General features: G+C 64.6%; 24 protein-coding genes and 2 riboswitches. Of the genes, 14 read left to right on the top strand and 10 right to left on the bottom strand.

Features of this window, described 5'->3' with window-relative positions:
- Positions 1–70: 70 nt before the first annotated feature.
- A complete protein-coding gene (locus G566_RS0105835) occupies positions 71–1,165 on the top strand; it encodes an MBL fold metallo-hydrolase (protein WP_022679740.1) in 1,095 nt (364 codons plus the stop codon).
- Between the two features lie 8 nt (positions 1,166–1,173).
- Here G566_RS0105835 and G566_RS0105830 read toward each other — a convergent pair whose 3' ends face one another.
- The 3 genes from G566_RS0105830 to G566_RS0105820 all read right to left on the bottom strand — a co-directional run bounded on the left by G566_RS0105830 (position 1,174) and on the right by G566_RS0105820 (position 4,071).
- Positions 1,174–1,566 (bottom strand): DUF983 domain-containing protein, encoded by a 393-nt coding sequence (locus G566_RS0105830; protein WP_029131312.1) that lies wholly within the window; start codon positions 1,564–1,566, stop codon positions 1,174–1,176.
- A gap of 157 nt (positions 1,567–1,723) precedes the next feature.
- Positions 1,724–2,179, bottom strand: a complete 456-nt coding sequence (locus G566_RS15785; protein ID WP_022679738.1) for a PEPxxWA-CTERM sorting domain-containing protein — start codon at positions 2,177–2,179, stop codon at positions 1,724–1,726.
- A gap of 374 nt (positions 2,180–2,553) precedes the next feature.
- Positions 2,554–4,071: a M20/M25/M40 family metallo-hydrolase gene (locus tag G566_RS0105820; RefSeq protein ID WP_022679737.1), complete on the bottom strand. Its 1,518-nt coding sequence runs from the start codon at positions 4,069–4,071 to the stop codon at positions 2,554–2,556.
- A gap of 350 nt (positions 4,072–4,421) precedes the next feature.
- Between G566_RS0105820 and G566_RS15020 the strand changes: the two genes are divergently transcribed.
- Positions 4,422–4,574, top strand: a complete 153-nt coding sequence (locus G566_RS15020; protein WP_084706777.1) for a light-harvesting protein — start codon at positions 4,422–4,424, stop codon at positions 4,572–4,574.
- An 18-nt stretch (positions 4,575–4,592) separates the two neighbouring features.
- The gene (locus tag G566_RS0105815) at positions 4,593–4,862 is read left to right on the top strand and encodes a light-harvesting protein (protein WP_029131311.1); all 270 of its coding nucleotides are present in this window, start codon (positions 4,593–4,595) and stop codon (positions 4,860–4,862) included.
- Between the two features lie 193 nt (positions 4,863–5,055).
- On the opposite strand, the gene G566_RS0105810 is transcribed toward G566_RS0105815, so the two are convergent.
- Genes G566_RS0105810 through ispH form a run of 4 tightly spaced genes read right to left on the bottom strand, consistent with a single transcriptional unit; the run spans position 5,056 to position 8,929 of the window.
- Entirely contained in the window at positions 5,056–6,465 is a 1,410-nt protein-coding gene (locus tag G566_RS0105810) for a PucC family protein (RefSeq protein WP_022679736.1), read from the bottom strand.
- Positions 6,466–6,506: 41 nt separating this feature from the next.
- Positions 6,507–6,986, bottom strand: coding sequence for a ribonuclease HI (gene rnhA / locus G566_RS0105805; protein WP_022679735.1), 480 nt, complete (start codon positions 6,984–6,986; stop codon positions 6,507–6,509).
- Positions 6,979–7,935 carry a homoserine kinase gene (gene thrB / locus G566_RS0105800; protein WP_022679734.1) on the bottom strand — a complete coding sequence of 319 codons (957 nt, stop codon included), beginning with the start codon at positions 7,933–7,935 and terminating at the stop codon, positions 6,979–6,981. Before thrB ends, rnhA begins: the two co-directional genes overlap by 8 nt.
- 16 nt (positions 7,936–7,951) lie before the next feature.
- Entirely contained in the window at positions 7,952–8,929 is a 978-nt protein-coding gene (gene ispH, locus G566_RS0105795; RefSeq protein ID WP_022679733.1) for a 4-hydroxy-3-methylbut-2-enyl diphosphate reductase, read from the bottom strand.
- Between the two features lie 86 nt (positions 8,930–9,015).
- On the opposite strand from ispH, the gene G566_RS0105790 reads away from it, so the two are divergent.
- The 7 genes from G566_RS0105790 (at position 9,016) to G566_RS0105760 (ending at position 16,256) form a co-directional block, all read left to right on the top strand.
- On the top strand, positions 9,016–9,663 hold the full coding sequence (locus G566_RS0105790) for a hypothetical protein (RefSeq protein WP_022679732.1): 648 nt from the start codon (positions 9,016–9,018) through the stop codon (positions 9,661–9,663).
- Between the two features lie 237 nt (positions 9,664–9,900).
- Positions 9,901–9,994: riboswitch (glycine riboswitch) on the top strand.
- Between the two features lies 1 nt (position 9,995).
- A riboswitch (glycine riboswitch) is annotated at positions 9,996–10,103 on the top strand.
- 43 nt (positions 10,104–10,146) lie between these two features.
- A complete protein-coding gene (gene gcvT, locus G566_RS0105785) occupies positions 10,147–11,286 on the top strand; it encodes a glycine cleavage system aminomethyltransferase GcvT (protein WP_022679731.1) in 1,140 nt (379 codons plus the stop codon).
- Complete coding sequence (gene gcvH, locus G566_RS0105780; RefSeq protein WP_022679730.1) at positions 11,283–11,654, top strand: glycine cleavage system protein GcvH; 372 nt, start codon at positions 11,283–11,285, stop codon at positions 11,652–11,654. The genes gcvT and gcvH overlap by 4 nt, the downstream gene beginning before the upstream one ends.
- Positions 11,655–12,425, top strand: a complete 771-nt coding sequence (locus G566_RS0105775; RefSeq protein WP_022679729.1) for a class I SAM-dependent methyltransferase — start codon at positions 11,655–11,657, stop codon at positions 12,423–12,425.
- A gap of 5 nt (positions 12,426–12,430) precedes the next feature.
- Positions 12,431–13,798 carry an aminomethyl-transferring glycine dehydrogenase subunit GcvPA gene (gcvPA, locus tag G566_RS0105770; RefSeq protein WP_022679728.1) on the top strand — a complete coding sequence of 456 codons (1,368 nt, stop codon included), beginning with the start codon at positions 12,431–12,433 and terminating at the stop codon, positions 13,796–13,798.
- Positions 13,798–15,360: an aminomethyl-transferring glycine dehydrogenase subunit GcvPB gene (gene gcvPB, locus G566_RS0105765; RefSeq protein ID WP_029131308.1), complete on the top strand. Its 1,563-nt coding sequence runs from the start codon at positions 13,798–13,800 to the stop codon at positions 15,358–15,360. The genes gcvPA and gcvPB overlap by 1 nt, the downstream gene beginning before the upstream one ends.
- Positions 15,361–15,494: 134 nt before the next feature.
- Positions 15,495–16,256 carry an Npun_F0296 family exosortase-dependent surface protein gene (locus G566_RS0105760; RefSeq protein ID WP_169522766.1) on the top strand — a complete coding sequence of 254 codons (762 nt, stop codon included), beginning with the start codon at positions 15,495–15,497 and terminating at the stop codon, positions 16,254–16,256.
- A gap of 98 nt (positions 16,257–16,354) precedes the next feature.
- Here G566_RS0105760 and G566_RS15335 read toward each other — a convergent pair whose 3' ends face one another.
- A complete protein-coding gene (locus tag G566_RS15335) occupies positions 16,355–16,504 on the bottom strand; it encodes a hypothetical protein (protein WP_156874437.1) in 150 nt (49 codons plus the stop codon).
- On the bottom strand, positions 16,501–17,115 hold the full coding sequence (locus G566_RS0105755; protein ID WP_022679725.1) for an arylesterase: 615 nt from the start codon (positions 17,113–17,115) through the stop codon (positions 16,501–16,503). Before G566_RS0105755 ends, G566_RS15335 begins: the two co-directional genes overlap by 4 nt.
- A gap of 68 nt (positions 17,116–17,183) precedes the next feature.
- On the opposite strand from G566_RS0105755, the gene G566_RS0105750 reads away from it, so the two are divergent.
- The 4 genes from G566_RS0105750 (at position 17,184) to G566_RS0105735 (ending at position 21,911) form a co-directional block, all read left to right on the top strand.
- Positions 17,184–17,888, top strand: coding sequence for an ABC transporter ATP-binding protein (locus G566_RS0105750; RefSeq protein WP_022679724.1), 705 nt, complete (start codon positions 17,184–17,186; stop codon positions 17,886–17,888).
- 12 nt (positions 17,889–17,900) lie between these two features.
- Positions 17,901–18,599 (top strand): dienelactone hydrolase family protein, encoded by a 699-nt coding sequence (locus G566_RS0105745; protein ID WP_022679723.1) that lies wholly within the window; start codon positions 17,901–17,903, stop codon positions 18,597–18,599.
- A 20-nt stretch (positions 18,600–18,619) separates the two neighbouring features.
- Positions 18,620–21,076 carry an ABC transporter permease gene (locus tag G566_RS0105740; RefSeq protein WP_243442415.1) on the top strand — a complete coding sequence of 819 codons (2,457 nt, stop codon included), beginning with the start codon at positions 18,620–18,622 and terminating at the stop codon, positions 21,074–21,076.
- Positions 21,077–21,173: 97 nt separating this feature from the next.
- Positions 21,174–21,911, top strand: coding sequence for a Bax inhibitor-1/YccA family protein (locus G566_RS0105735; protein WP_022679721.1), 738 nt, complete (start codon positions 21,174–21,176; stop codon positions 21,909–21,911).
- Positions 21,912–21,980: 69 nt separating this feature from the next.
- On the opposite strand, the gene G566_RS0105730 is transcribed toward G566_RS0105735, so the two are convergent.
- The gene (locus G566_RS0105730; protein ID WP_022679720.1) at positions 21,981–22,571 is read right to left on the bottom strand and encodes a 2-hydroxychromene-2-carboxylate isomerase; all 591 of its coding nucleotides are present in this window, start codon (positions 22,569–22,571) and stop codon (positions 21,981–21,983) included.
- Between the last annotated feature and the right edge of the window lie 10 nt (positions 22,572–22,581).

The following is a 22,581-nucleotide window of genomic DNA, read 5'->3' as shown; positions in this document are numbered from 1 at the left end:
TGCCGCAAGCCCATCCTGTCGGCAAGGAGAGTCGACGCCGCGCGGCCTGCCCGCTACCCCCTTGGTCATCATGACCGAACCACCGCCCTTGCTGCCCATCCCCGCCGGCCAGGCCAGCACGGAACCGCGCGAGGCAGACGAGATCAAGGGCCTGCGCTATCCGCTCGGCCGTTGGGTGCCGGGGCCGGGCGAAGCCGAAGAAGTGGCGCCCGGCATTTTCTGGGTGCGCATGGGCCTGCCGTTCGGGCTGGATCACATCAACCTGTGGGTGATTGATGCCGGCGACGGCTGGGCGATTGTCGACACCGGGGTGGGCCTGCCGGCTTCGAAAGCGGCGTGGGAAGCGCTGTTTGCCGGCGCGTTGAAGGGCAAGCCGGTCACGCGCGTCATCGTCACCCACTATCACCCGGATCACCTCGGCATGGCCGGCTGGCTGTGCCGCAAGTGGGATGTGCCGCTGGAAATCACCCGCACCGAATATCTGCTGGCGCGCACACTCACATTGGATGTGCGCGACGCGCCGCCGGATGAAGCCGTGGCCTTCTCCATCCGCGCCGGCTGGAGCGAGGAACAGGTCGCCGCGATGAAGGCTAAGGCCTGGGGCAGTTTCGGCAAGATCATCAGCAAGATGCCGGCCGGCTTCAAGCGGTTGCGCGATGGCGATGTGCTCAATATCGGCCCGCGCCAGTTCACGGTCGTGGTCGGCCGCGGCCATGCGCCGGAACATGCATGCCTGGTGGCCGACGATGTGATGATCAGCGGCGATCAGGTGCTGCCGCGCATCACGTCGAACGTCTCGGTCTATCCCACTGAGCCCTATGCCGATCCACTGGGCGACTGGCTGGAGAGCATCGATACGCTGCGCGCCATTCCCGATCATGTGCTTGTACTGCCCGCGCACAACGAGCCCTTCTATGGCCTGCACACGCGACTGGACCAGCTCGCCGCCGATCACCATGGCAAGCTGGAAAAGCTGGAGGCCTTCTGCGCTGAACCCCGCACCGCCGTCGACTGCTTCGCCGCCCTGTTCCGCAGGCCGATTGGTGAGGCTGATTACGGGTTGGCAACAGGTGAAACCGTCGCCCACCTGCACTGGTTGGAAGAGCGCGGCCGGGTCAGCCGCGTGAAGGACGGCAGCGGCGTGGACCGTTTCATCAGGGCGTGACTGCCACGTCAGGGCGTCGCGTCGTCGCCGGCTGAAGGATCGCGCTGGAACCCGTGCATGCCCATCCGCCATTGCACGGCGATGATGGCCCCTTTGCACGGCTGCAACAGGCCAATTGCCAGCGCCGCCGTGATTGGCAGGATGATAGCGGAGGCCATCGCAGACGATATGCTGGCGTCCCGCGCCAGATGCACGGCCAGCGGCGCCACCAAGTGGCCGGTGATGAACAGTGAGGCATAGGCCGGAAAATCATCGGCCCGCTGCAGCGACCAATCCTCGTCACAGCGGCCGCATCGATCAACCGGCTTGAGGAACGCCCGGAACAGCCGGCCCTGCCCACAGCGCGGGCACCTGCCAACCACGCCGCGCGCCATCGCCCGCCACAGCGAATGCGGCTTCACGATTGGCGGCTGATCAGGCAGGGCCCCAGCCGCATCGGACGGATCGAGAGGATTCGTGTGAAGGTCAGGCAGCGAGGCGCTCATGCCTGTGCATAGACCAATTGGGAAAAGTTTGCCTGTCGCCTGAACGTCAGGAGCAAGCCTGGCTTTTTCCCATTCAGGCCGAACCTGCCATCGTAAGCCCACGCCGCCGCCGTGCCGCGCCGCCCACCACGCCGAAGCCAAGCATCATCGTGGCCCATGTCGATGGTTCCGGTACGCACGAAATCTGCAGTGTCATGCTGACAATATCATCAACCACGGCGCCCCAGTCCGATCGCTCGAAGGTCACATATTCCGCTGCGGGCTGCGGACTCACCCTGAACTGGAACTGGCCACTCCAAAAACCTGTTTCGGCATCCTGGCCGATATTGGAAGCGCCCCAGAGACGAAAGGGAGTGGGGAAGGGCCCGAGATCAACGTAGGCGCCGCCCCAGAAATCCCAATCACGCCCTGATGAGCAATCTCGCCGATCCGCGCAATATTCGGTTAGAGGTGGCGGCATCCACGGCTGCCGCACGACCATCGTCAGCGTCAGCACCTTGGTCAGGTTTGGCCGGGCGGCGTTCTGCACTTCAAAGGTTTTGGAGAAACCTTCCCCGAACCCTTGCGGATCATACGTCCAGGTGAAGCCGGAGCCCTCCAGCGTCCCGCTGTGGGCCGAGTTCCATCAATTCTGGGGAAAATCGAGATGAAGTCGTCCAACAAATTGCCCGCCGACTGGATGGGTCAAGGGTGCGGTGCCAACCACAACTGTTGCTGCCTCGGCCGCAGCGGCCGGCATTGCCGCCAACAGCAACGCTATCACGTGTACAGGCCTGTTCATGACACCCTCCACCGTTGATCGGAGGACGGTATCATTTCCGGCGTTGCCGAACCATGAAATTAGCGGTGTTAGCAGCTGTCAGCGGCACGCTCATCCGCGCGCCACGGCTGCGTCACGCCAAGCTATTGAACCACTGCCATTTCATAGAGAAAGTCAACGAACCCTGCCGTGCAGCCAGCCAGGCCCTGTACGGCCGGGTTGCTGCTTTCTACCACGAAATATTCGTCCGGCGCATGCGCGCCGCTGCCGTGGCCGAGGCCAAACTGGCCGGCAGGCAGTGAGACCGGCGGCTGGGTGAAGACACTGCCGGGCCAACTGCCGGCGCTGCGCGGGTAGAGCGTGGCGGGCGCGTTGAAGCGGGCATACACGGCCTGTTGAGCGCGCACCACGCGGGCATCCTCGGCGGTTTCGGTGGGGTCGTAGCCGCCGCTCACCACCACTTCGATATCGCCAAAGCCCCTTTTGGCTAGATGGGCCTCCAGCTTGGCTTCGGCTTCACGGAAGGTCTGATTGGGCACCAGACGGCATTCCAGCTTGGCTTCGGCACGGCCGGGCAGCACGGTCTTGCCGCCTTGGCCGGTGTAGCCGGCGACCAGGCCCTGGATGTTGACGGTCGGCTGGCTGGCGAGGCGTTCAAGGCTTTGCTGCCACGGTTCGTTGTTGATCCACATCTTCACGCCCATGGCGCGCTTGGCCTCGGCCTCGCTCTGGCTGGCGGCCGTCATCGCGATCAGTTCCTTTTCCCGCGCTGTCAGCCCGCGCACATTGTCGAACCAGCCGTCGATAGCGGGGGTGAAGCCGTCTTCCTTCACCAGCGTGTTCAGTGCCTGCACGAGGTGCCACACGGGCGAATCCACATGGGCGTGCTGGCTGCTGTGAATGTCGATCTTCGGGCCCTTGCCCCAGCGTTCGCCACTGGCGATCAGCTGGAACTCGATCGGGCCCTTGGCGCCCAGATTGATCATCGTGCTGCCATTGGCCGTCTGCCAGGCGGTAGGAATGACGATGCCGTCGCATTTCTTGAGCGCGGCGAGCACTTCGGGGGCCTGCACGATCTGGTGGAAATTGGGGGAGGCGATTTCTTCCTCGCCCTCGGCGACCAGCACAAGATTGACTGGCAGTTTCTGTCCGGCTTCGCGGAAGGCGTGGAGCGCGGCCAGAAAGGCGGCTTCCGGCCCCTTCTGATTGATGGCGCCGCGGCCGACGATCACCTGGCCCCAGCCCGGCTTGTTGGTGATGCGCGCCTCGAACGGCGGGCTGGACCATTCGGCTGGATTCACCTGCTTCACGTCATACATGAAATAGATGCCCACCGTGCGCTTGGCACCGGCATCGAGCGTGGCGAAAATGCCGGGCTGGCCCTTGGTGGGCATGCGCTTGACCATCTGGAAGCCGGCATCCCTGATCAGGCCCATGGTGTAGGTGCAGGCCTCTTCCATCTGCCAGTTTCCGGCGGCGATGCCGGGGTGGCGGATCCAGTCCTGGATGCGGGCGATGTTCTCGGGCAGCTGCCGGTCGATGCTGGCGCGGATCTTCTTCTGCGCATCGGCGGCCGGGCCTTTCGGGGTGGCGGCCAATGCAGGGGCGGCGGCGATGACGGCGGCGCCGGCAATCAGGCTGCGGCGGTTGAAATCGGTCATGCGGTATCCCCAAAACTGTGAAGCAAAGCAGATCATATCGGACATGGACGAAGGGTAAAGCCCGCTCTGAGCTGGCTTGCCCAGTGCTGCAATGCAGCGAAGGCCAATGTTGCACTGCAAAATTGTCAAGCCAGCCAAATGCAATGCCGCAGTGACAGATTGACACATGCGACAGATTGGATATCAGGGAATCACCTGCGATCTCCTGCCGCGATCCTGCCAACGGGTCGGCCGTTGGTGGAAGGTTGGGGAGGGGCTGGCCAGCGCGTGATGCTGTTTGGCCTGGTAATCAGGCGGGAAGGCATTGGCCGGTTGGCACGGTGACTTCACCAAATGGGAAGGGGAATATCATGGCAGATGATACTAAGGTCTATCCGACCGGACTGACCGAGAAGGAAGCAATGGAAATCAATGAAGGTCTGAAGTGGGGCACCCGTATTTACGGTGCATGCGCAGTCCTAGCCCATATCCTGGCGTATGCACTTACGCCTTGGATGAAGTAATTTAAGGGAGTCTGGCACATGAACGAAGGTCGCATTTGGCTTTACGTCAACCCCAGCGTCGGTCTGCCGCTGTTCTTCCTCGTTTGGGTCGCAGGGGTCGCTTTCTCGATCCATCTGGCGATCCTGACCAACACAACTTGGTTTGCTGCCTTCTGGCAGGGTGGCGCTGCTGTCGCCGCCGCTCCGGTAATGGAAGCTGCCCCGGCTGAAGCCGCTCCGGCTGCTGAAGCTGCTCCGGTGGAAGCCGCTCCGGCTGCCGAAGCTGCTCCGGCTGAAGCTGCCAAGTAAGTCTTTCGCTCGGCATCGCCGGGCAGGCTGGAATGGGCCGGTGCCACCCGCTTGACGGTGGGGCACCGGCCTTTTTTCTTGTGTATCATTTTCCGGGGTGCGCAGCCCCCGTGGGCGAATCAGGCCCGGCGATGTGGGGCAATGGCGGCGGAGTGCAGCGGAAAACCGGCCGCAAAATGCCTTCTGCAGCGCATTAATTTTCGTTTTCGCGGTGCAACAGTGGGCGCATGGCGATCAGCGTGGCCAGCATCAGCAGCAGTTCCAGGCCAAAGATCAGCACATAACCATCCGCCTTGGCGGCCAGGTTGAACCCCAGATCGACGCCGCGGGTGAGATCGCGAACTACGCCGCCGATGGTTGCGCCAATCCCCTGGGAAGTGGCCTGCACCGCGCCCCACGCCCCCATGGCAATGCCAACCTGGTGTTTCGGCGCCAACTGCATGGTGGCTGTCAACGTGCCGTGGCCGAACAGGCCAGTGCCAAGCCCGGCCAGCAGCACGCCCAGGGTGAAAATCGACGGCGCGTCGGATGTGGCGGCGAAGATCACCAGGCCATAGGCCGGAACGCCGATCAGCGCGCCCAGGCTGGCCATGCGGAACGGATCGGCACCCAGGCTCAGAATATAAGAGGCATAGGCAAAACCGATCAGGCTGCCGCCCGCCGTCAGCGCCGAAAGCAGGGTGGTGGTGCCAACGCCCAGATTGAGCACTTCGCCGCCATAAGGTTCCAGCACGATATCCGACATCGAAAAGGCTAATGTGCCCAGTCCCACCGCGAGCAGACGCAGAAGCGTCTTTTCCTTGGCCACAAACAGGTCCCAGCTTTCGCGGAAGCTGGGATCAGGCGCGACTGGCTGAGGCCGCAGCCGGCTGGGAATCCGGGTTTCCTGTTTCCACAGCGCCAAGAAATTCAGGCTGACCGTCACCACTGCGCAGCCCTGGATCACCTGGATAAGCCGCCCTTGCGAGAAATCCGCCAGCACCCAGCCGAAAAACAGGGCCGCACCGATCGAGCCCAGCAGCAGCATGACATACATCAGGCCAACCACATTGGGTTGTTGTTCGGTCTTGGTGAGATCGGTGGCTAGCGCCAGGCCAACGGTTTGGGTGATGTGGATGCCGGCACCCACCATCAGAAAGGCAATGGCCGCGGCCGGCGTGCCCAGCCACACCCGCTCATCAAAAGCTTCCTGCGCCCCCGACAACACCAGGATAGCAAAAGGCATGAACGCCAGGCCGCCAAACTGCACCATGGTGCCCATGTAGATATAGGGCACCCGCCGCCAGCCCATGGCGGATTTGTGGGTATCGGATTTGTGGCCCACCAGCGCGCGGAAGGGCGCGGCGAGCAGCGGCAGCGCCAGCATCACGCCAACCACCGATGCCGGCACACCCAGTTCCACGATCATCACCCGGTTGAGTGTGCCAACCAGCAGCACCAGGCTGATCCCGACGCTGACCTGGATCAGCGACAGACGCAGCAGGCGCGACAGCGGCAATTCCGGGGTGGCAACATCGGCAAACGGCAGGAAGCGCGTGCCCCATGTCGTCCACACCTTAATGAGTTGGGCGTTCAGGCCCTTGGCTGGCTGTTCGGCTGACATGCGGCCTCAAAAAGCCGATTGGCTGGGGTTTGGCAATAGCGTCAATCGCTGTTGGCCGGGGCTGCTGCCCGCAAGGCGGCAATGGCTTCATTGGCCAGCGTATCGGCGCGTTCGTTCTCCGCATGGCCGGCGTGGCCCTTCACCCAGTGCCAGCGCACGACATGCGGGCGGGCGGCTGCAAGCAGGGCCTGCCACAGATCATCGTTCTTCACCGGTTTTTTGTCGGCGGTTTTCCAGCCGTTCTTCTGCCAGCCGTGCACCCATTTCGAAATGCCGTCGCGCACATAGACGCTGTCGGTGGTGAGATCGACGCTGCAGGGCCGGGTGAGGGCGTTCAGGGCCGAAATCGCCGCCTGCAATTCCATGCGGTTGTTGGTGGTATGGGGTTCGGAACCGTTCAGTTCCCGTTCCTTGCCGCCAGCGCGCAGGATGGCGCCCCAGCCGCCGGGGCCGGGATTGCCCTTGCAGGCGCCATCGGTGAAGATGGCAACTCGCGGACGCGCTGGCGCATCGTCAGCCACCCATCATCTCCGGAGTTGCATCCAGATACCATGTCAGGCGGCGGGCAAAGGCCATCGGATCCTTGCGGGTGACCAGCGCATCGGCCGGTGTATTGAGCCAATCAAAGGCGCGGGTGAGGGTGAAGCGCAGCGCGGCACCGGCGGCCAGCCGCGGCAGGGCAGCCCGCTCTGCAGCCGTGAGCCCGACTTCGGCCAGATAGCCTGCCATCAAACCGGCAGCGCGCTCGGGGAAGAACTGCCGGCCATCGGCTGAGAAACACCAGGCGGCGTGGGTGATGGCGACATCATAAGCGCGGGCATCAGTGCAGGCGAAATAGAAATCGATGAGGCCCGTGACGCGCCCATCCAGCATCAGCACATTATCGGGAAACAGATCGGCATGGATGGTCGATTGCGGCAGGCCAGCGGGCCAATCGGCGGCGGCGGCCAGCCCGCGCGCCACGGCATCGGGCAGGCCGGCGTCAATCTCGCCCAGCCGGCCATTGCAGCGGGCGGCGAGCGGCGGCCAGGCCGCGGGGCCAAGCGTGTTGGGCCGAGGGGCGGTGAAATCGGCGAGCGCACGGTGCATCTGGCTCAGTGCGGCGCCAACCGCGCGGGCGGCCTCCGGCGTGGCTTCGGTAACGCTCACACCCGGCAGGAATTCGATCAGGCAGGCCGGGCGACCATTCAGCACCTGCAGCACCTGGCCGCGGGCATCGGCAACCGGGCCGGGGACGGGCAGGCCCTTGGCCGCAAGATGGCCCATCAGCGCCAGGAACCAGGGCAGGTCACCGGCGTCGACGCGCTTTTCATACAGGGTGAGGATGAAGCGCCCGCGTGTGGTTTCGAGCAGAAAATTGCTGTTCTCGACGCCTTCGGCGATGCCCTTGAAGCTGACTGCGGCGCCGACATCATAGCCGGCCAGAAAGGCCGTCAGATCATCGGCGCTGACCGGGGTGTAAACGGCCATCGCTCGGCAACCCGGGTCAGGCGGTCAGCGAACGCGGCAGCTTGAACACCACTTCTTCCACCGCCGTCGTGATATTTTCGGTCGTCACGGCAAAGCGTTCGTTCATCGCGGCCAGCACTTCCTGCACCAGCACTTCCGGGGCCGAGGCGCCGGCGGTCAGCCCGACCGTGGTCACACCTTCAAACCAGGCCCAATCAATCTCGGCCGCGCGCTGGATCAGCCAGCTGCGCGCGCCTTCGCGCTCGGCCACTTCGCGCAGGCGCTGGCTGTTGCTGCTGTTGGCGGCGCCGATCACCAGCACCAGATCACAGCGCGGTGCCATCGCCTTCACGGCGGCCTGGCGGTTGGACGTCGCATAGCAGATATCGTCGCCGCGCGGGCCTTCGATATCCGGGAAGCGCCGTTTCAGTTCGGCAACCATGTCCGACGTGTCGTCAACGCTCAGCGTCGTCTGGGTGAGGAAGCCCAGCTTGCCGCTGTTGTGCGGTTGCACGGCAGCTGCGTCTTCCAGCGTTTCGATAAGGGTCATGGCGCCTTCGGGGACCTGGCCAAAGGTGCCGATCACTTCCGGGTGGCCCTGATGGCCGATGAACAGGATGTGGCAACCGCCGGCCACCAGCCGTTCGGCCTGGCGATGCACCTTGGAAACCAGCGGGCAGGTGGCATCCACATAGGTCAGCCCGCGCTCTTCGGCCTTGGCCGGCACGGCCTTGGGCACGCCGTGGGCGGAAAACACGACCGGCACACCGTCGGGGACTTCGTCCAGTTCCTCGACGAAGATGGCGCCCTTGGCTTTCAGACTGTCGACCACGAACTTGTTGTGGACGATTTCATGCCGCACGAAAACCGGCGCGCCCCAGCGTTCGAGCGCAAGTTCAACGATGTGGATCGCGCGATCCACCCCGGCACAAAAGCCGCGTGGAGCGGCAACCAGTACGTTCAGGGCTGGCAGTTCGGCAGGAACAAAATCCATGGCGGGGGCGACGTTGCTCATGCCCTGGCTGATACGCGATTGGCCCGGCCCGCGCCACAGTTTGTTGGCGCTTGCGGTGACGCCTTTTGCCCCATAGGAGAAGGGGCATGACGAGCCCTGCTTTTCGCCGTTCCATCGCCCTGACCGCTCTTGCCGTGCCGGCGCTGCTTTTGGCCGCGTGTGACCGCAATCCTCTGGTGGTGCGGCGCTCCTCATGCCCGGCCGTCGCGGTGGCGGCCTATGCCGGCGACATGACGTTGTTCCGGCCGGGCGCGGCGGGCACCGTTGCCGATGCGGCCAACATGGACGCCGTGGCGACCATCACCAACGTGCGCGATGACTGCGCTGAAACCAGCGATCAGTTCGTTTCGCGCATCAATTATGACGTTATCGTGCGCCGCACCGACGCGGCACCAGCCCGGCAGTTCGTGCTGCCGGTATTTGCCGCCGTGGTGCAGGCCGGGAACATCGTGAACGCCAAGCAGATTTCCCAGGTGACGGTGAATTTTGCTGCCGGCCAGGAACGGGCCGTTGCCCAGGGCACGGCCACGGCCGCCGTATCGCGCACCGCTGCCGCCGTGCCGCAGGCCATTCTCGACAAGATCAACCGCAAGCGGCGTCCCGGTGAACTGGATGCGGCCACCGATCCGATGGCCGATCCTGAAGTGAAGGCTGCCCTGCGTGCCGCCAGCTTCGAAGTGCTGCTCGGCTTCCAGCTCGACGATCGGGCGCTGGCCTACAACATCGCCAAGTAAGCCAGATTAGGGCAGCGATTCGGCGTGAGTTGACGTTGGTCGCGCCCCATCTGCGCGGTTGATGCTCAACGCCAGGGCAAGGCCGAGGAGCAGGACAATCAGGGGCAGGCGCTTGGCAATCATGCTCTGGAGTTACGGCCGTCTGCCGACGGGGTTGCGGCATTGTGGTGGTCATTCGAGCAGTTGACTCAGGCGCGAGGTTCGCCCAATCGGCGGTTGTCGCCGGGGGCAACTCCGGCGCCGCGCGCGGGAGAGTGTGAAGCGCAAGTTTCACCGCCGAAGGAGCAAGCCGCCCCCGGAATCTCTCAGGCAAAAGGACCGCGCCGGCGTATTAGCGACACTCTGGAAAGCGGGTGCGGGCTCACGCCTTCACCCCACCGAAGGGGTAAGCCGGACATTGTCCGGTCAAAGCTCTCAGGTCTGGCGACAGTGGGGGAACCAGGTTTGGCACAAGGCTGAACCGTGACTGTTGCCGGGGGCCGTATGGCTGATGATGCCGATCTGAAAACACTGCCTTTGGATGCGCTGCACCGCCGCCTGGGCGCGCGCATGGTGTCTTTTGCTGGCTATGCCATGCCGATCCAGTTTGACGGCATCATCGCCGAACATTTGTGGACGCGTGAACATGCTGGGCTGTTCGACGTGTCGCACATGGGCCAACTGCTGGTGGAAGGGGAAGGCGCCGCCGAATGGCTGGAAAGCCTGGCGCCCGGTGACTTCAAGGCGTTGCAGCCGCACCGCGTGCGCTATTCACTCCTGCTGGCCGACAATGGCGGTATCCTGGATGACCTGATGGTCACCAATACTGGCCGCAATTTCTATCTCGTCGTCAACGGCGCGACCAAGCATGGCGACATCGCCCACATGGCTGCGCGGCTGCCGGCTGGCATCACATTGCACCACATGGAAGATGACGCCCTGCTGGCGCTGCAAGGCCCGCAGGCAGTGACGGTGATGAGCCGGTTCGACCTCACCCCCGAGTCTGCCGATCAGCCCGCCTTTGCCGATCTCAAGTTCATGGCCGGTGCACGCTGGCTGTGGAACGGGATCAAGCTGGGCATCACCCGTTCCGGTTACACCGGCGAGGATGGTTACGAGATTTCGGTGCCGGCCGAACATGCCGAAGCGCTGGCCGAGGCGCTGCTGGCGCACACTGAAGTGAAACCGATTGGTCTTGGCGCCCGCGATTCGCTGCGGCTTGAAGCTGGCCTGCCGCTCTATGGCCATGATCTCGATCCGGAAACCACGCCGGTCGAAGCCGATCTGAGCTTCGCCATTTCCAAGCGCCGCAAGACCGAAGGCGGTTTCCCCGGTGCGGAGCGGGTGCTCGATCAATTGTTCAATGGCGCCGCCCGCAAGCGCGTGGGCCTAGCCGTTGAAGGCCGCATGCCGGCTCGTGAAGGCGCGACCGTGTGGGTGGGCGCCGAACAGGTGGGCGTGCTCACCTCCGGCGGTTTCGCGCCCAGCCTCAACGTGCCGATTGCCATGGCCTATGTTGCCACTGGCTGTGCCGCCGATGGCGCGGCGTTGGAAATCGAAGTGCGGGGCAAGCGGATCGCGGCCACAGTAGTACCGATGCCGTTCAAACAGAAGAATTATGTTCGGGAAGGGGACAAGAAATGAGCCGTCTATACACGCAGGATCATGAATGGATCGACGTTGCCGGCGGTGAAGCCACCGTTGGCATCACCGATTATGCGCAGGGCCAGCTGGGCGACGTCGTGTTCGTCGATCTGCCCGACGCCGGTCGCGCCGTGACCAAGGGCGGGGAAGCTGCCGTGGTCGAATCGGTGAAGGCCGCGTCTGATGTCTATGCCCCGGTGTCGGGCACCGTGACCGAGTCCAATCCAGCGCTGGCCGACGATCCGAGCCTGGTCAACAGTGCGCCGGAAGCCGACGGTTGGTTCTTCAAGCTCACCCTGTCCGACGCGTCGGAGCTGGATGGCTTGATGGACAAGGCCGCTTACGACGCGTTTGTCGCCAGCCTTTAAGTGACCACAGGCACCGCCACGCGCTGGGATCCGTCCCTCTATGCAACCCACGCCAGCTTCGTGCCGGCGCTGGGAGCGGCGGTGCTTGACCTGCTGGCGCCGCAGTCGGGCAGCCAAGTGCTCGATCTGGGCTGCGGCGATGGCGTGCTGACACAGAAGCTGATCGCTGCCGGCTGCAGCGTGGTTGGTATTGATGCTGATCCGGCGATGGTGGCGGCGGCGCAGGCCAAGGGCATTGATGCCCGGCTCGGCGACGCGCGCGCGCTCGATTTCGAAGCCGAATTCGATGCCGTCTTCACCAATGCCGCCCTGCACTGGGTCGGCCAGCCCGACGTGGTGACGGCGGGCGTGAAGCGTGCACTGAAGCCCGGTGGGCGTTATGTCGGCGAATTCGGCGGCCACGCCAATATCGCGGCCATCCGCACCGCGCTGATCGCTGTGCTCGCCCGCCACGGCTTCCCGGCCGCTGGAGCCGAAACCAGCTACTATCCCACCGCCGAGGCCTTCCGCGCCGTTCTGGAAGCGGGCGGTTTCGTGGTGGACAGCTGCGCCATCATCCCGCGCCCGACGCCGCTGCCAGAAAGCGGAATGGCCGGCTGGCTGGAAACCTTCCGTGGCGGCTTCATCGACGCCGCCGGCGTGCCCGACGACCAAAAAGACCAGATCATCGCCGAAACCGTCGCTCTCCTCGCCCCGGCGCTGCAAGCCGCCGATGGCCAGTGGGTCGCCGATTATGTCCGCATCCGTTTTTCCGCTCATCTCCCGGAGTAAGGCCCTTGCGTTATCTGCCCCTTTCCACGGCTGACCGCTCAGCCATGCTGGCCACCATCGGTGCCGCCAGCGTCGACGATCTGTTTCGGGACGTGCCTGCCGAAGCTGTGCTGGATGGCCCCATCGCCGGCCTCCCGAACCACGCCAGCGAAATGGCGGTGGAGCGCGCGCTGGTAAAGATGGCCGGCAAGAATTTGACCGCCAGCACCACGCCCTTCTTTGTCGGCTGCGGCGCCTACAAGCATCATGTGCCGGCCACGGTGGACATGGTGATCCAGCGCGGCGAATTCCTCACCGCCTACACACCCTATCAACCGGAAATCGCGCAAGGCACCCTGCAGGTCCTGTTCGAATTCCAGACCCAGGTGGCGCGGCTCACCGGCATGGAAGTGGCCAACGCCTCGATGTACGACGGCTCCACCGCCATGACAGAAGCGGTGTTCATGGCGCGCCGCATCACCCGCAAATCCAAGTGCATCGTGTCCGCCGGTGTCCACCCGCACTATACCTCGGTGCTGAAGACGCTGACCCGCTTCACCGGCGACGTTGTGGAGGCCGGCACGCCCGTGTTCACGCCGGGCGCGCCGGGCGATGACCTGTCCAGCCTGATTGCCAGCATTGACGCCGAAACCAGCTGCGTCGTCGTGCAGAACCCCAATCTGTTCGGCCATGTCGCCGATCTCACCCCGCTGGCCGATGCCTGCCACAAGGCCGGCGCGCTGCTCATCGTCGTGGTCACCGAAATCGTTTCGCTGGGTGCCATCAAGTCGCCGGGGGAAATGGGCGCCGATATTGTGGTGGGCGAAGGCCAGTCGCTCGGCGCCGGGCTGCTGTTTGGCGGGCCGTACCTGGGCTTGTTTGCTTGCCGCGAAAAGCATGTACGCCAGGCTCCGGGCCGGCTGTGCGGCGAAACCGTGGACGCCAGCGGCAAGCGCGGCTTCGTGCTGACGCTGTCCACCCGCGAACAGCATATCCGCCGCGAGAAGGCGACCAGCAACATCTGCACAAATTCCGGCCTGATCGCGCTGGCCTTTTCGGCGCATCTATCGCTGCTGGGCGAAAAGGGCCTCCGCCACCTCGCGGCCCTTAATCACGCCCGTGCCGTGCAACTGGCTGATCGGCTGAGCCGCATGCCCGGCGTGACGCTGCTGAACGGGCCGTTTTTCAACGAGTTCACGCTGGACCTTGGCCGCGAAGCCCGCCCCGTCGTGCGCAAACTGGCCGAAAAGGGCGTGCTCGGCGGTGTGTCGCTGGGCCGGTTGTGGCCGGGCGAAAAGGCGCTGGCCAACGGCATGATCGTGGCGGTGACGGAAACCGCGACCGACGAGGATTTTGACGCGTATGAAGACGCGCTGGACGAGGTGATGGCGTAATGACGACTGCAATGAACAATGTGGGCCGCCCCACCCGCCTCGTCGCCGGCACCGGTGCCGTCGCCGAAACCTTCACCGGCAACAAGGCGCTGATGCTGGAAGAGCCGTTGCTGTTCGAGCGCGGCTCGCTCGACACGTCGGGCGTTGATCTGCCGCCGGTGCCGCCGGTTCCGGATCGCCTCGGCGGCCTTGGCCGTGATGCCGTCATCGGTCTCCCGGGCTTTTCCGAGCCCGAAGCCGTGCGCCATTACACCCGCCTGTCGCGGCAGAATTATGCCATCGATCTCGGCATCTTCCCGCTGGGTTCGTGCACGATGAAGCACAACCCGCGCCTGAACGAGAAGATGGCGCGGCTGCCCGGCTTTGCCGACATTCACCCGCTGCAGCCGCAATCCACCGTGCAAGGCGCGCTGGAACTGATCGACGTGCTCGCCGATTGGCTGATGAAGCTGACCGGCATGCCGGCGGTGGCCATGAGCCCCAAGGCCGGCGCCCATGGCGAGCTGTGCGGCATGGTGGCGATCCGCGCCGCGCTCGATGCGAAGAACGATCCGCGCCGCGTCGTGCTGGTGCCGGAGTCAGCGCATGGCACCAACCCGGCGACCGCGGCCTTCTGCGGATTCACCGTGGAAAACATCCCGGCCAACGATCGCGGCCGGGTCGATCTGGATGCCATGCTGGCCCGGCTTGGCCCGGATGTGGCGGCGGTGATGATCACCAACCCCAACACCTGCGGCCTGTTCGAGCCTGACCTGAAGCGCATTTCCGATGCGGTGCATGCGGTGGGAGGCTATGTCTATTGCGACGGTGCCAATTTCAACGCCATCGTTGGCCGCGTGCGCCCCGGCGATCTGGGCGTTGATGCCATGCACATCAACCTCCACAAGACCTTCTCCACCCCGCACGGTGGTGGCGGGCCGGGTTCAGGCCCAGTTGTGCTGTCGGCCGCGCTGGCCCCGTTCGCGCCGATCCCATTCGTGCGCAAGACCGCGACCGGCCTGGAACTTGTCGAAGAAGACACCGCCGGCACCCATGCGAACCAGAGCTTCGGCCGCATGGTCGCCTTCCACGGCCAGATGGGCATGTTCGTCCGCGCGCTCAGCTACATGATGAGCCACGGCGCCGATGGCCTGCGCCAGGTCGCCGAGGATGCGGTGCTCAACGCCAATTACATCCTTGCCAGCCTGAAGGATCTCTACACCGCGCCGTTCGCCGCCAGCGGCCCGTGCATGCACGAAGCGCTGTTCTCGGATGATTTCCTCGATGGCACCGGGCTTTCCACGCTCGATCTGGCCAAGGCGCTGATCGACGAAGGCTTCCACCCGATGACGGTCTATTTCCCGCTGGTGGTGCACGGCGCCATGCTGGTTGAACCGACCGAGACGGAGAGCAAGGCCAATCTCGATCAGCTGATCGGGGCGATGCGCCACGTCGCGACGCAGATGCTGGCCGATCCAGATGCCTGGCGCACCGGGCCGCATTTCGCGCCGCGCCGCCGGCTTGATGAAACGCTGGCGGCCCGCAAGCCGGTGCTGGCGTTCAAGGACAGCGAAGCGGCATGAACAATCAACATCGCAATCAATGCTGATCAAGGATACTATTCCTTAACCTTGATACTCTAAATCGCCTGCCGTGCGAGGGGTGCACGGAGTTCAAGGGTCGATCTATGCGTATTCAGCTCATGTTGGCAGCGGCAATGGCCGTTTTGCTGCTCTTGTCTGCTCGAGCGGTGTATTCCATCACGATCGAAGCGCCGGGCATCCAGAACAGCACCGCCAGATTTGCGACTGTCGGTGTTGAGAGCTTCAACAGCAGAACTGCTGGTACAAACCAGATATTCAGCTCGAACTTCGGCGGTTCGGCTTTCAACGGCACCTATAGCCGGGTTCAGGTGATCAACGCCGATCAATTTGGCGGCGCCGGCGGCAGCGGCCGTTATGTCGTTCAGTTCGGGACCCCGGGCTTCACGCTGGACCTGACGTCATCGCGGCCGGGCGGTGTCACGTATTTCGGCTTCTGGCTGTCGGCGCTCGACAATGGGAACACTGTGCGTTTCTTTCAGAACAGCACGCAGTTGTTTACCTTTGATGCCACGGTGTTGCGCAATTTCGTCAATGCGCAGCCCAACGCCAGCGCCTATCGCTGCAATCCCAATGCGCCGGCCAATCGCAATTGTGGCGAGCCTTATGCATTTCTGAACTTTTATGCCCACAGCGGCACCAGCTTCGATCGCATCGTTTTCGACCAGGTGACGAGCGGCGGCTATGAAAGCGACAATCACACAGTCGGCCGCTGGTTGCAGCCGGGCGGCACCTGGGTGCCTCACGGCGCATCGGTATCGCCGGCGGGCATCACACCCAATGCAATTCCGGAACCAGCGGCTTGGATGATGCTGCTGGCCGGTTTTGGCCTAGTGGGCGCTATTTCGCGTCGCCGCACGAGTGCCATTTCCGTTTGACAGTTGATTTCGAACCAACGGTTGAATGAGCAGCGCCTTGATCTCTGGATGCGAGGCGGGGGGATTTTGCAGCGAGGACAGCCGTTCAACCGGCCTGATCAGTTAGGCAGCGGCATGGGGCGATTAAACGCCGGGTGAAACGAAGTTGCGCTGCTGTTTGCCTGCGCCCCTGCCACACCGCTCATCGTCGCCACCAGCGCCAATTTCACGCTTTCCGGCAGACAAAGGCCTGCAATCAAGCGCATCACTTCACCAGTGCAAGTTCCCGTTCCACGGCGGGCATGATGCGCTTCACCATCACAGCCACGCCCTTGCCATTGGGGTGCATGCCATCGGCCAACTGCAGGCCGGGCTGCGCGGCAACGCCATCCAGGAAGAAGGGATAGAGCGCCACACCATTCGCCTTGGCCACCGCCGGGAACATGGTTTCAAATTCCGTGACATAGGTTTTGCCCAAGGTCGGATTGGCCCGCATCCCGGCGACCAGCACGCGGGCGCCCTTGGCCTTGAAGGTCTTCACCATCGCATCAAGATTCGCGCGCGCCGTCTTCGGTGGTTGCCCACGCAGCATGTCGTTGGCGCCCAGTTCCAGCACCACCAGATCAGGCTTCGCCTTCATGCCCGCCAGCACCCAGTTCACGCGGGCGCGCCCCTGTGTGCTGGTGTCGCCCGACACGCCGGCGCCCACCACGGTCACGTCGCGGCCTTTCGCTTTCAGCGCCTTTTCCAGTTGCGGGGCAAAGCCCTGGCCGGGCGGCAGCTGATAGCCAGCCGTCAGGCTGTCGCCATAGGCCAGTACCACGAGTGGCCGTGCCAGCGCCGCCTGCGACATGAACAGCGCGCCAAACAGCAACGCCATCTGGTAAAGCGCAGTTCGAACACCTAATTCGGGCAAGACTCGAATCCTTTCAGCCAAGCGGGACGCGGATGAACAGCCATATGGTGATTGAAGCCCGCGATGTCACCCTGCGGCTGGGCAGCGGCGATGCCGCAGTCGATGTGCTGCGCGGGTTGACGCTGGATGTGCCGGCCGGCCAGCGACTTGCCATCCTCGGGCCGTCGGGTTCCGGCAAATCTTCGGCGATGGCCGTGCTGTCCGGCATGGAGCGCGCCACCAGCGGCACCGTGCGTGTGGCCGGTGCCGAATTCACCACCATGAACGAAGACGGCCTGGCCCGCGCCCGGCGCGGCCGTATCGGCATCGTGCTGCAGGCCTTCCACCTCATCCCGACCATGACCGCGCTGGAAAATGTCGCTGTGCCGCTGGAACTGGCCGGTGAAGCCGATGTGCAGGCTCGCGCCAAGGCCGAACTGGACGCCGTTGGACTCGGCCATCGGCTCCACCACTATCCCACCCAGCTTTCCGGCGGGGAGCAGCAGCGTGTCGCCATCGCCCGCGCGCTGGTTGGCCGCCCGGCGCTGATCTTCGCGGATGAACCGACCGGCAATCTCGATGCCGCCACCGGCGCGGCCATCATCGATCTGCTGTTCAGCCGTCTGACGGAAACCGGCGCGACGCTGGTGCTGATCACCCATGATGCCGATCTGGCGCCGCTGTGTGACCGCATCATCACCATGCGCGACGGGCTGATCGTGGATGACCGGATGAATCTGGCGCAAGCCGCCGAATAAGGGGAAAAGACCATGACATTGTTCAGCTATTTCGACGGTACCGACGAACTGGAAGCCTATCTGGCGCTACCGGCCGGCGACGGCCCGTTCCCGTGCGTGCTGATCGCGCCGAACTGGGTGGGGCAAACCGCGTGGGACAACGCTGTGGCTGACAAGCTGGCCGCGCTTGGCTACGCCGCCATGGCCATCGACGTGTATGGCAAGGGCCGTCGCGGCGATCCGGCCGGCGATAACAGCGCCCTGATGGGCCCGTGGGTGGGTGATCGCGCCGCGCTGCGCCAGCGCCTGCTCGCCGCTGTCGATGCCGCCGCCGGCCTGAGCCAAGTGGACGCCAATCGCTTGGCCATCATCGGTTACTGCTTCGGCGGCCTGTGCGCGCTCGATGTCGCGCGCGCTTGCGATCCGCGTGTGAAGGCGGCGGTGAGCTTCCACGGCATCTACAACCCGGGCCTGGGTGCGGCCGGACCAATCAAGGCCAAGGTGATGGCGCTGCACGGCTGGGAAGACCCCTACACGCCGCCGCAGGATCACCACGCGCTGGCCGCCGAAATGACCGCGGCTGGCGCCGATTGGCAGATCCATGCCTATGGCAGCACCTATCACAGCTTCACCAACGAACATGCCAACGCGCCCGGCACCGCGATGTATAACGCGGCGGCTGACAAGCGCAGTTGGGCCGCGATGACCGGCTTGCTGGCCGAAGTCCTCTGAGCCTCGCCCTTCGCCTCGCCTTGCGGGAATTGCGCGGCGGCCTGGCTGGCCTGCGCATCTTGGCCGTGTGCCTGGTGCTCGGCGTCGCCGCGCTTGCTGGTGTCGGCAGCCTCGCCAGTGCCATCAATGCCGGGCTGGCGGAGCGCGGCCAGTTTCTGATGGGCGGCGATGTGGCGCTGCGCGTTTCGGGCCGGAATCCGACGCCGGAACAGCGTGCAGCCGCTGCCACTCTGGGCACGGTGGGCGACGTGGTGAAGCTGCGCGGCATGGTCAGCCGCGGTGATGGTGGTGACAGCGTGTTGGCCGAAGTAAAGGCGGTCGATGCGACCTGGCCGCTCTATGGCCGGGTGGTGCTGGAAGGCGGCGGCAAGGTTGGCCCCGGCATGGCCGCCGCCCAGCCAGTGCTGGCCGACAAATTGGGCCTGAAACCCGGTGACCGGCTGCAACTTGGTCAAACCACGCTCACCTATGCCGGGACATTGCTGGAAGAGCCTGACCGTGCCGGCGATGGCTTTGGCTTTGGCCCCGGCCTGGTGGTGGACGTGAAGGATCTGGAACGGGCCGAACTGATCACGCTGGGCAGCCTGTACACCAGCGAACTGCGCGTGAAGCTGAAGCCCGGCGTGCCCGTCGACGCTGCCCGCGAGCGGCTGGAGGCCGTCGCTGGCGAAGGTGGCCGCGTGCGTGATCGCAGCAACGGCGCGCCCGGTACCCGCAATTTCGTGAACCAGTTGGGCCAGTTTCTCAGCCTTGTCGGCCTCACCGCGCTGGTGGTGGCCGGCGTTGGCGTAGCCGGCGGGGTTTCCGCCTATCTCGGTGCGCGCACCCGCACCATCGCCACGCTGAAAGTGCTGGGAGCCGACAGTGCCACGGTGCGCGCCGTCTACCTGTGGCAACTGGCGCTGGTTTCGAGCGGCGCGGTGCTGATCGGCCTGGCCATCGGCGCGGCGACGCCGGGTGCAGTGGCGCAGTTGGCGGCCGCCAGCCTGCCGGTGCCACCGGCCACCGCATTGCAATGGGGCGCGCTCGCTCAGGCGGCCTATTATGGCCTGGCCATCGCATTGGCTTTCGCCTTGTGGCCACTGGCGGAAGGCGCGGGGATGCCGGCCGCGCGCTTGCTGCGCAGCCTGACCGAGAAACGCACCCGCCCTGACAACACCACGTTGGCGATTATTGCCGGCGCAGCGAGCTCCGTGCTGGCGCTGGTCGTGCTGCTGGCGGACGAACAATTGTTCGTGATGGGCTTTCTGGCTGGCGCCATCGGGCTGATCGTCGTGCTGTGGGCGCTGGCGGCCGGCGTGAAGTGGCTGGCGGCGCGGGTGCCCAAGCCCAAGGGCACGCTGGCGCGTCTCGCTCTGGCCAATCTCCATCGCCCCGGCGCGCCGACGCGCAATCTGGTGGTGGCGCTGGGCCTGGGCCTCACCCTGCTTGCTACGCTGGCCACGATCGAGGGCAATCTGGCCAGCCAGATCAACCGCACTATCCCCACCAAGGCCCCCAGCTTCTTCGTGCTCGATATCCCCAATGATCAAAAGGCCGAATTTGCCGCGCTGGTGGAGCGCACGGCGCCCGGCGGGCGCACGGTGATCGTGCCGTCCCTGCGTGGGCCGGTGACAGCGGTGAACGGCGTGCCGGCGCAGCAGATCAAGGCCGGTGCCGAAGGCTGGATCCTGCGCGGCGATCGCGGGCTTTCCTATGCCGCCGATTTCCCTGAAGCCAACACGCTGGTGTCCGGCAAATGGTGGCCGCGCGATTATGCCGGCCCGCCGTTGATCAGCCTTGATGATCAGGCCGCCCAGGCGCTGGGCCTGAAGGTGGGCGACACGCTGAGTGTCTCCGTGCTGGGCGTGGACATCACCGCCCGCATCGCCAACACGCGGAAAATCGACTGGCAATCGCTGGGCTTCAACTTCGCCATATTGTTCGCGCCGGGTGCGCTGGAAGCCGCCCCGCATGGCTGGATGGCCACGGTGCAGGTGGCGCCCGCCGAGGAACGCGCCGTCGCCCGGGCGCTTTCGGCCCAGTTCCCCACCGCGTCAGTGGTGCGCGTGAAGGATGTGATTGGCCAGGTGCAGACATTGCTGGGCCAGCTTTCTGCCGCCATCCGCGCCGCGGCCAGTGTCACCGTGGCGGCCGGCATCGCTGTGCTGGTCGGCGCGTTGGCCGCGGGCGCACGGGCGCGCACTTATGATGCGGTGCTGCTGAAACTGCTGGGCGCGACGCGCGGCCAGGTGGCAGCGGCGACCCTGGCCGAATATGGCCTGCTCGCCGCCATCGTTTCGGGTCTGGCGCTGGTGCTGGGCAGCACGGCGGGCTGGTTCGTGGTGACGCAAATCTTCAAGCTGGATTGGACGCCGGATTGGCCGCGCGTGCTGCTCACCGTGGGTGTGGGCGCTGTTGTCACCGTTGTGCTCGGTCTGGCTGGCAACTGGCGGGCGCTGTCGGCCCGGCCGGCAGCGGTGCTGCGACAGTTGTGATTGCGCCGACGTAACGTTCGGTCATTGAAAATTCAGGCGGGATGCCCGATATTGATCGGGTCGTCGGCCATTTGCCGACCACAGGAGGAACTTTACGATGGCCAATAACGTGGACCCCCGGCTTGCTGCCTTCCGGGCCCAGGCCCAAGGCGACGCCGGCTTTGATGCCGGCCTGCGCAGCTACATGCTGTCGATCTACAACTATATGGCGTCAGGCGTGCTGCTCACCGGCATCGTCGCGCTGCTGGTTTATTCGACGCCGGCGCTGTTTGCGGTGTTCTTCAATCAGGTCGGTTCGCCCACCATCCTGGGCTGGGTGGCGATGCTGTCGCCGCTCGCCATCATCTTGGCGATGAACTTCGGACTGAACCGGATGAGCGAAACCTCGCTGAAGGGCCTGTTCTGGGGCTTTGCCGCGCTGATGGGCGTGTCGATGAGCGTCATCTTCGCCCGTTATACCGGCGCGTCGATCGCGCAGACCTTCTTCGTGACGGCGGCGTCGTTCGCTGGTCTCAGCCTCTATGGCTACACCACCAAGAAGGACCTGTCGGCGATGGGCCGTTTCCTGATGATGGGCCTGATCGGCATCATTGTCGCCTCGATCGCCAACATCTTCATCGGCTCCAGCGGCTTGCAGTTGGCGGTGAACATCCTGGGCGTGCTGATCTTCGCTGGTCTCACCGCCTATGACACGCAGCGCCTGCGCGAGATGTATTATCAGGTCGCCGGCACCGAGTTCGCCGGCAAGTTCGCCGTGATGGGCGCGCTGACGCTGTACCTGAACTTCATCAACCTGTTCCAGTTCCTGCTCAGCTTCATGGGCAATCGGGATTGATCAGTTGAACTGACCAAAGTTAAGGCCCGGCGGGGAAACTCGCCGGGCCTTAACTTTTGTGCAGGACATTCAGGCGGCAACAGCCGCCGCTTCGACCCAATTGATCCGGTCCTGCCCGAAGTGCATCTGCCCGGCGACAAAGCAGGTCGGCGCGCCGAACACGCCGCGCGCCACAGCGGCTTCGGTGTTGGCGATCAGGCGCTGCTTCACCTCCGGCTCCTGCGCCAGTGCCAGCAGGGCGGCAGCGTCATGGCCGGCTTCGGTCAGGGTGGCGACTAGTATCTCGGCATCAGCCATGTTGCGGCCGTGCAGCCACATGCCGGCGAACAGCGTGTCGGTCACCGCTTCGAAGCGTTCGTCGCCCTGAAGGCCGGCCAGAATGCGCATCAGCGTGATGGTATTGACCGGGAAATAAGGATTGTTGCCCAGCGCTATGCCATCACGCGCGGCCCAGCGTTGCATGTCCTCGTTCATCCAGCGGCCCTTGGCGACGACCACGCCGGGCGGGCTGCCGCCGGTGGCCTTGAAGACACCGCCCAGCAGGATGGGAACGGGCACGAGGCTGGCCCCGGTCCGTGCTGCCACTTTCTTCAAGCGATGCCACGCGAGATAGGCGGTGGGCGAACCCACGTCGAAGAGGAATTCAATCGGGTGAGGCATGGTCTTCTCC

Origin of the sequence: Sandarakinorhabdus limnophila DSM 17366, assembly GCF_000420765.1 — a bacterium.
Taxonomy (GTDB): domain Bacteria; phylum Pseudomonadota; class Alphaproteobacteria; order Sphingomonadales; family Sphingomonadaceae; genus Sandarakinorhabdus; species Sandarakinorhabdus limnophila.
Note: the sequence above shows the minus strand (reverse complement) of the source record. Positions and strands in the feature narration are given on the sequence as shown.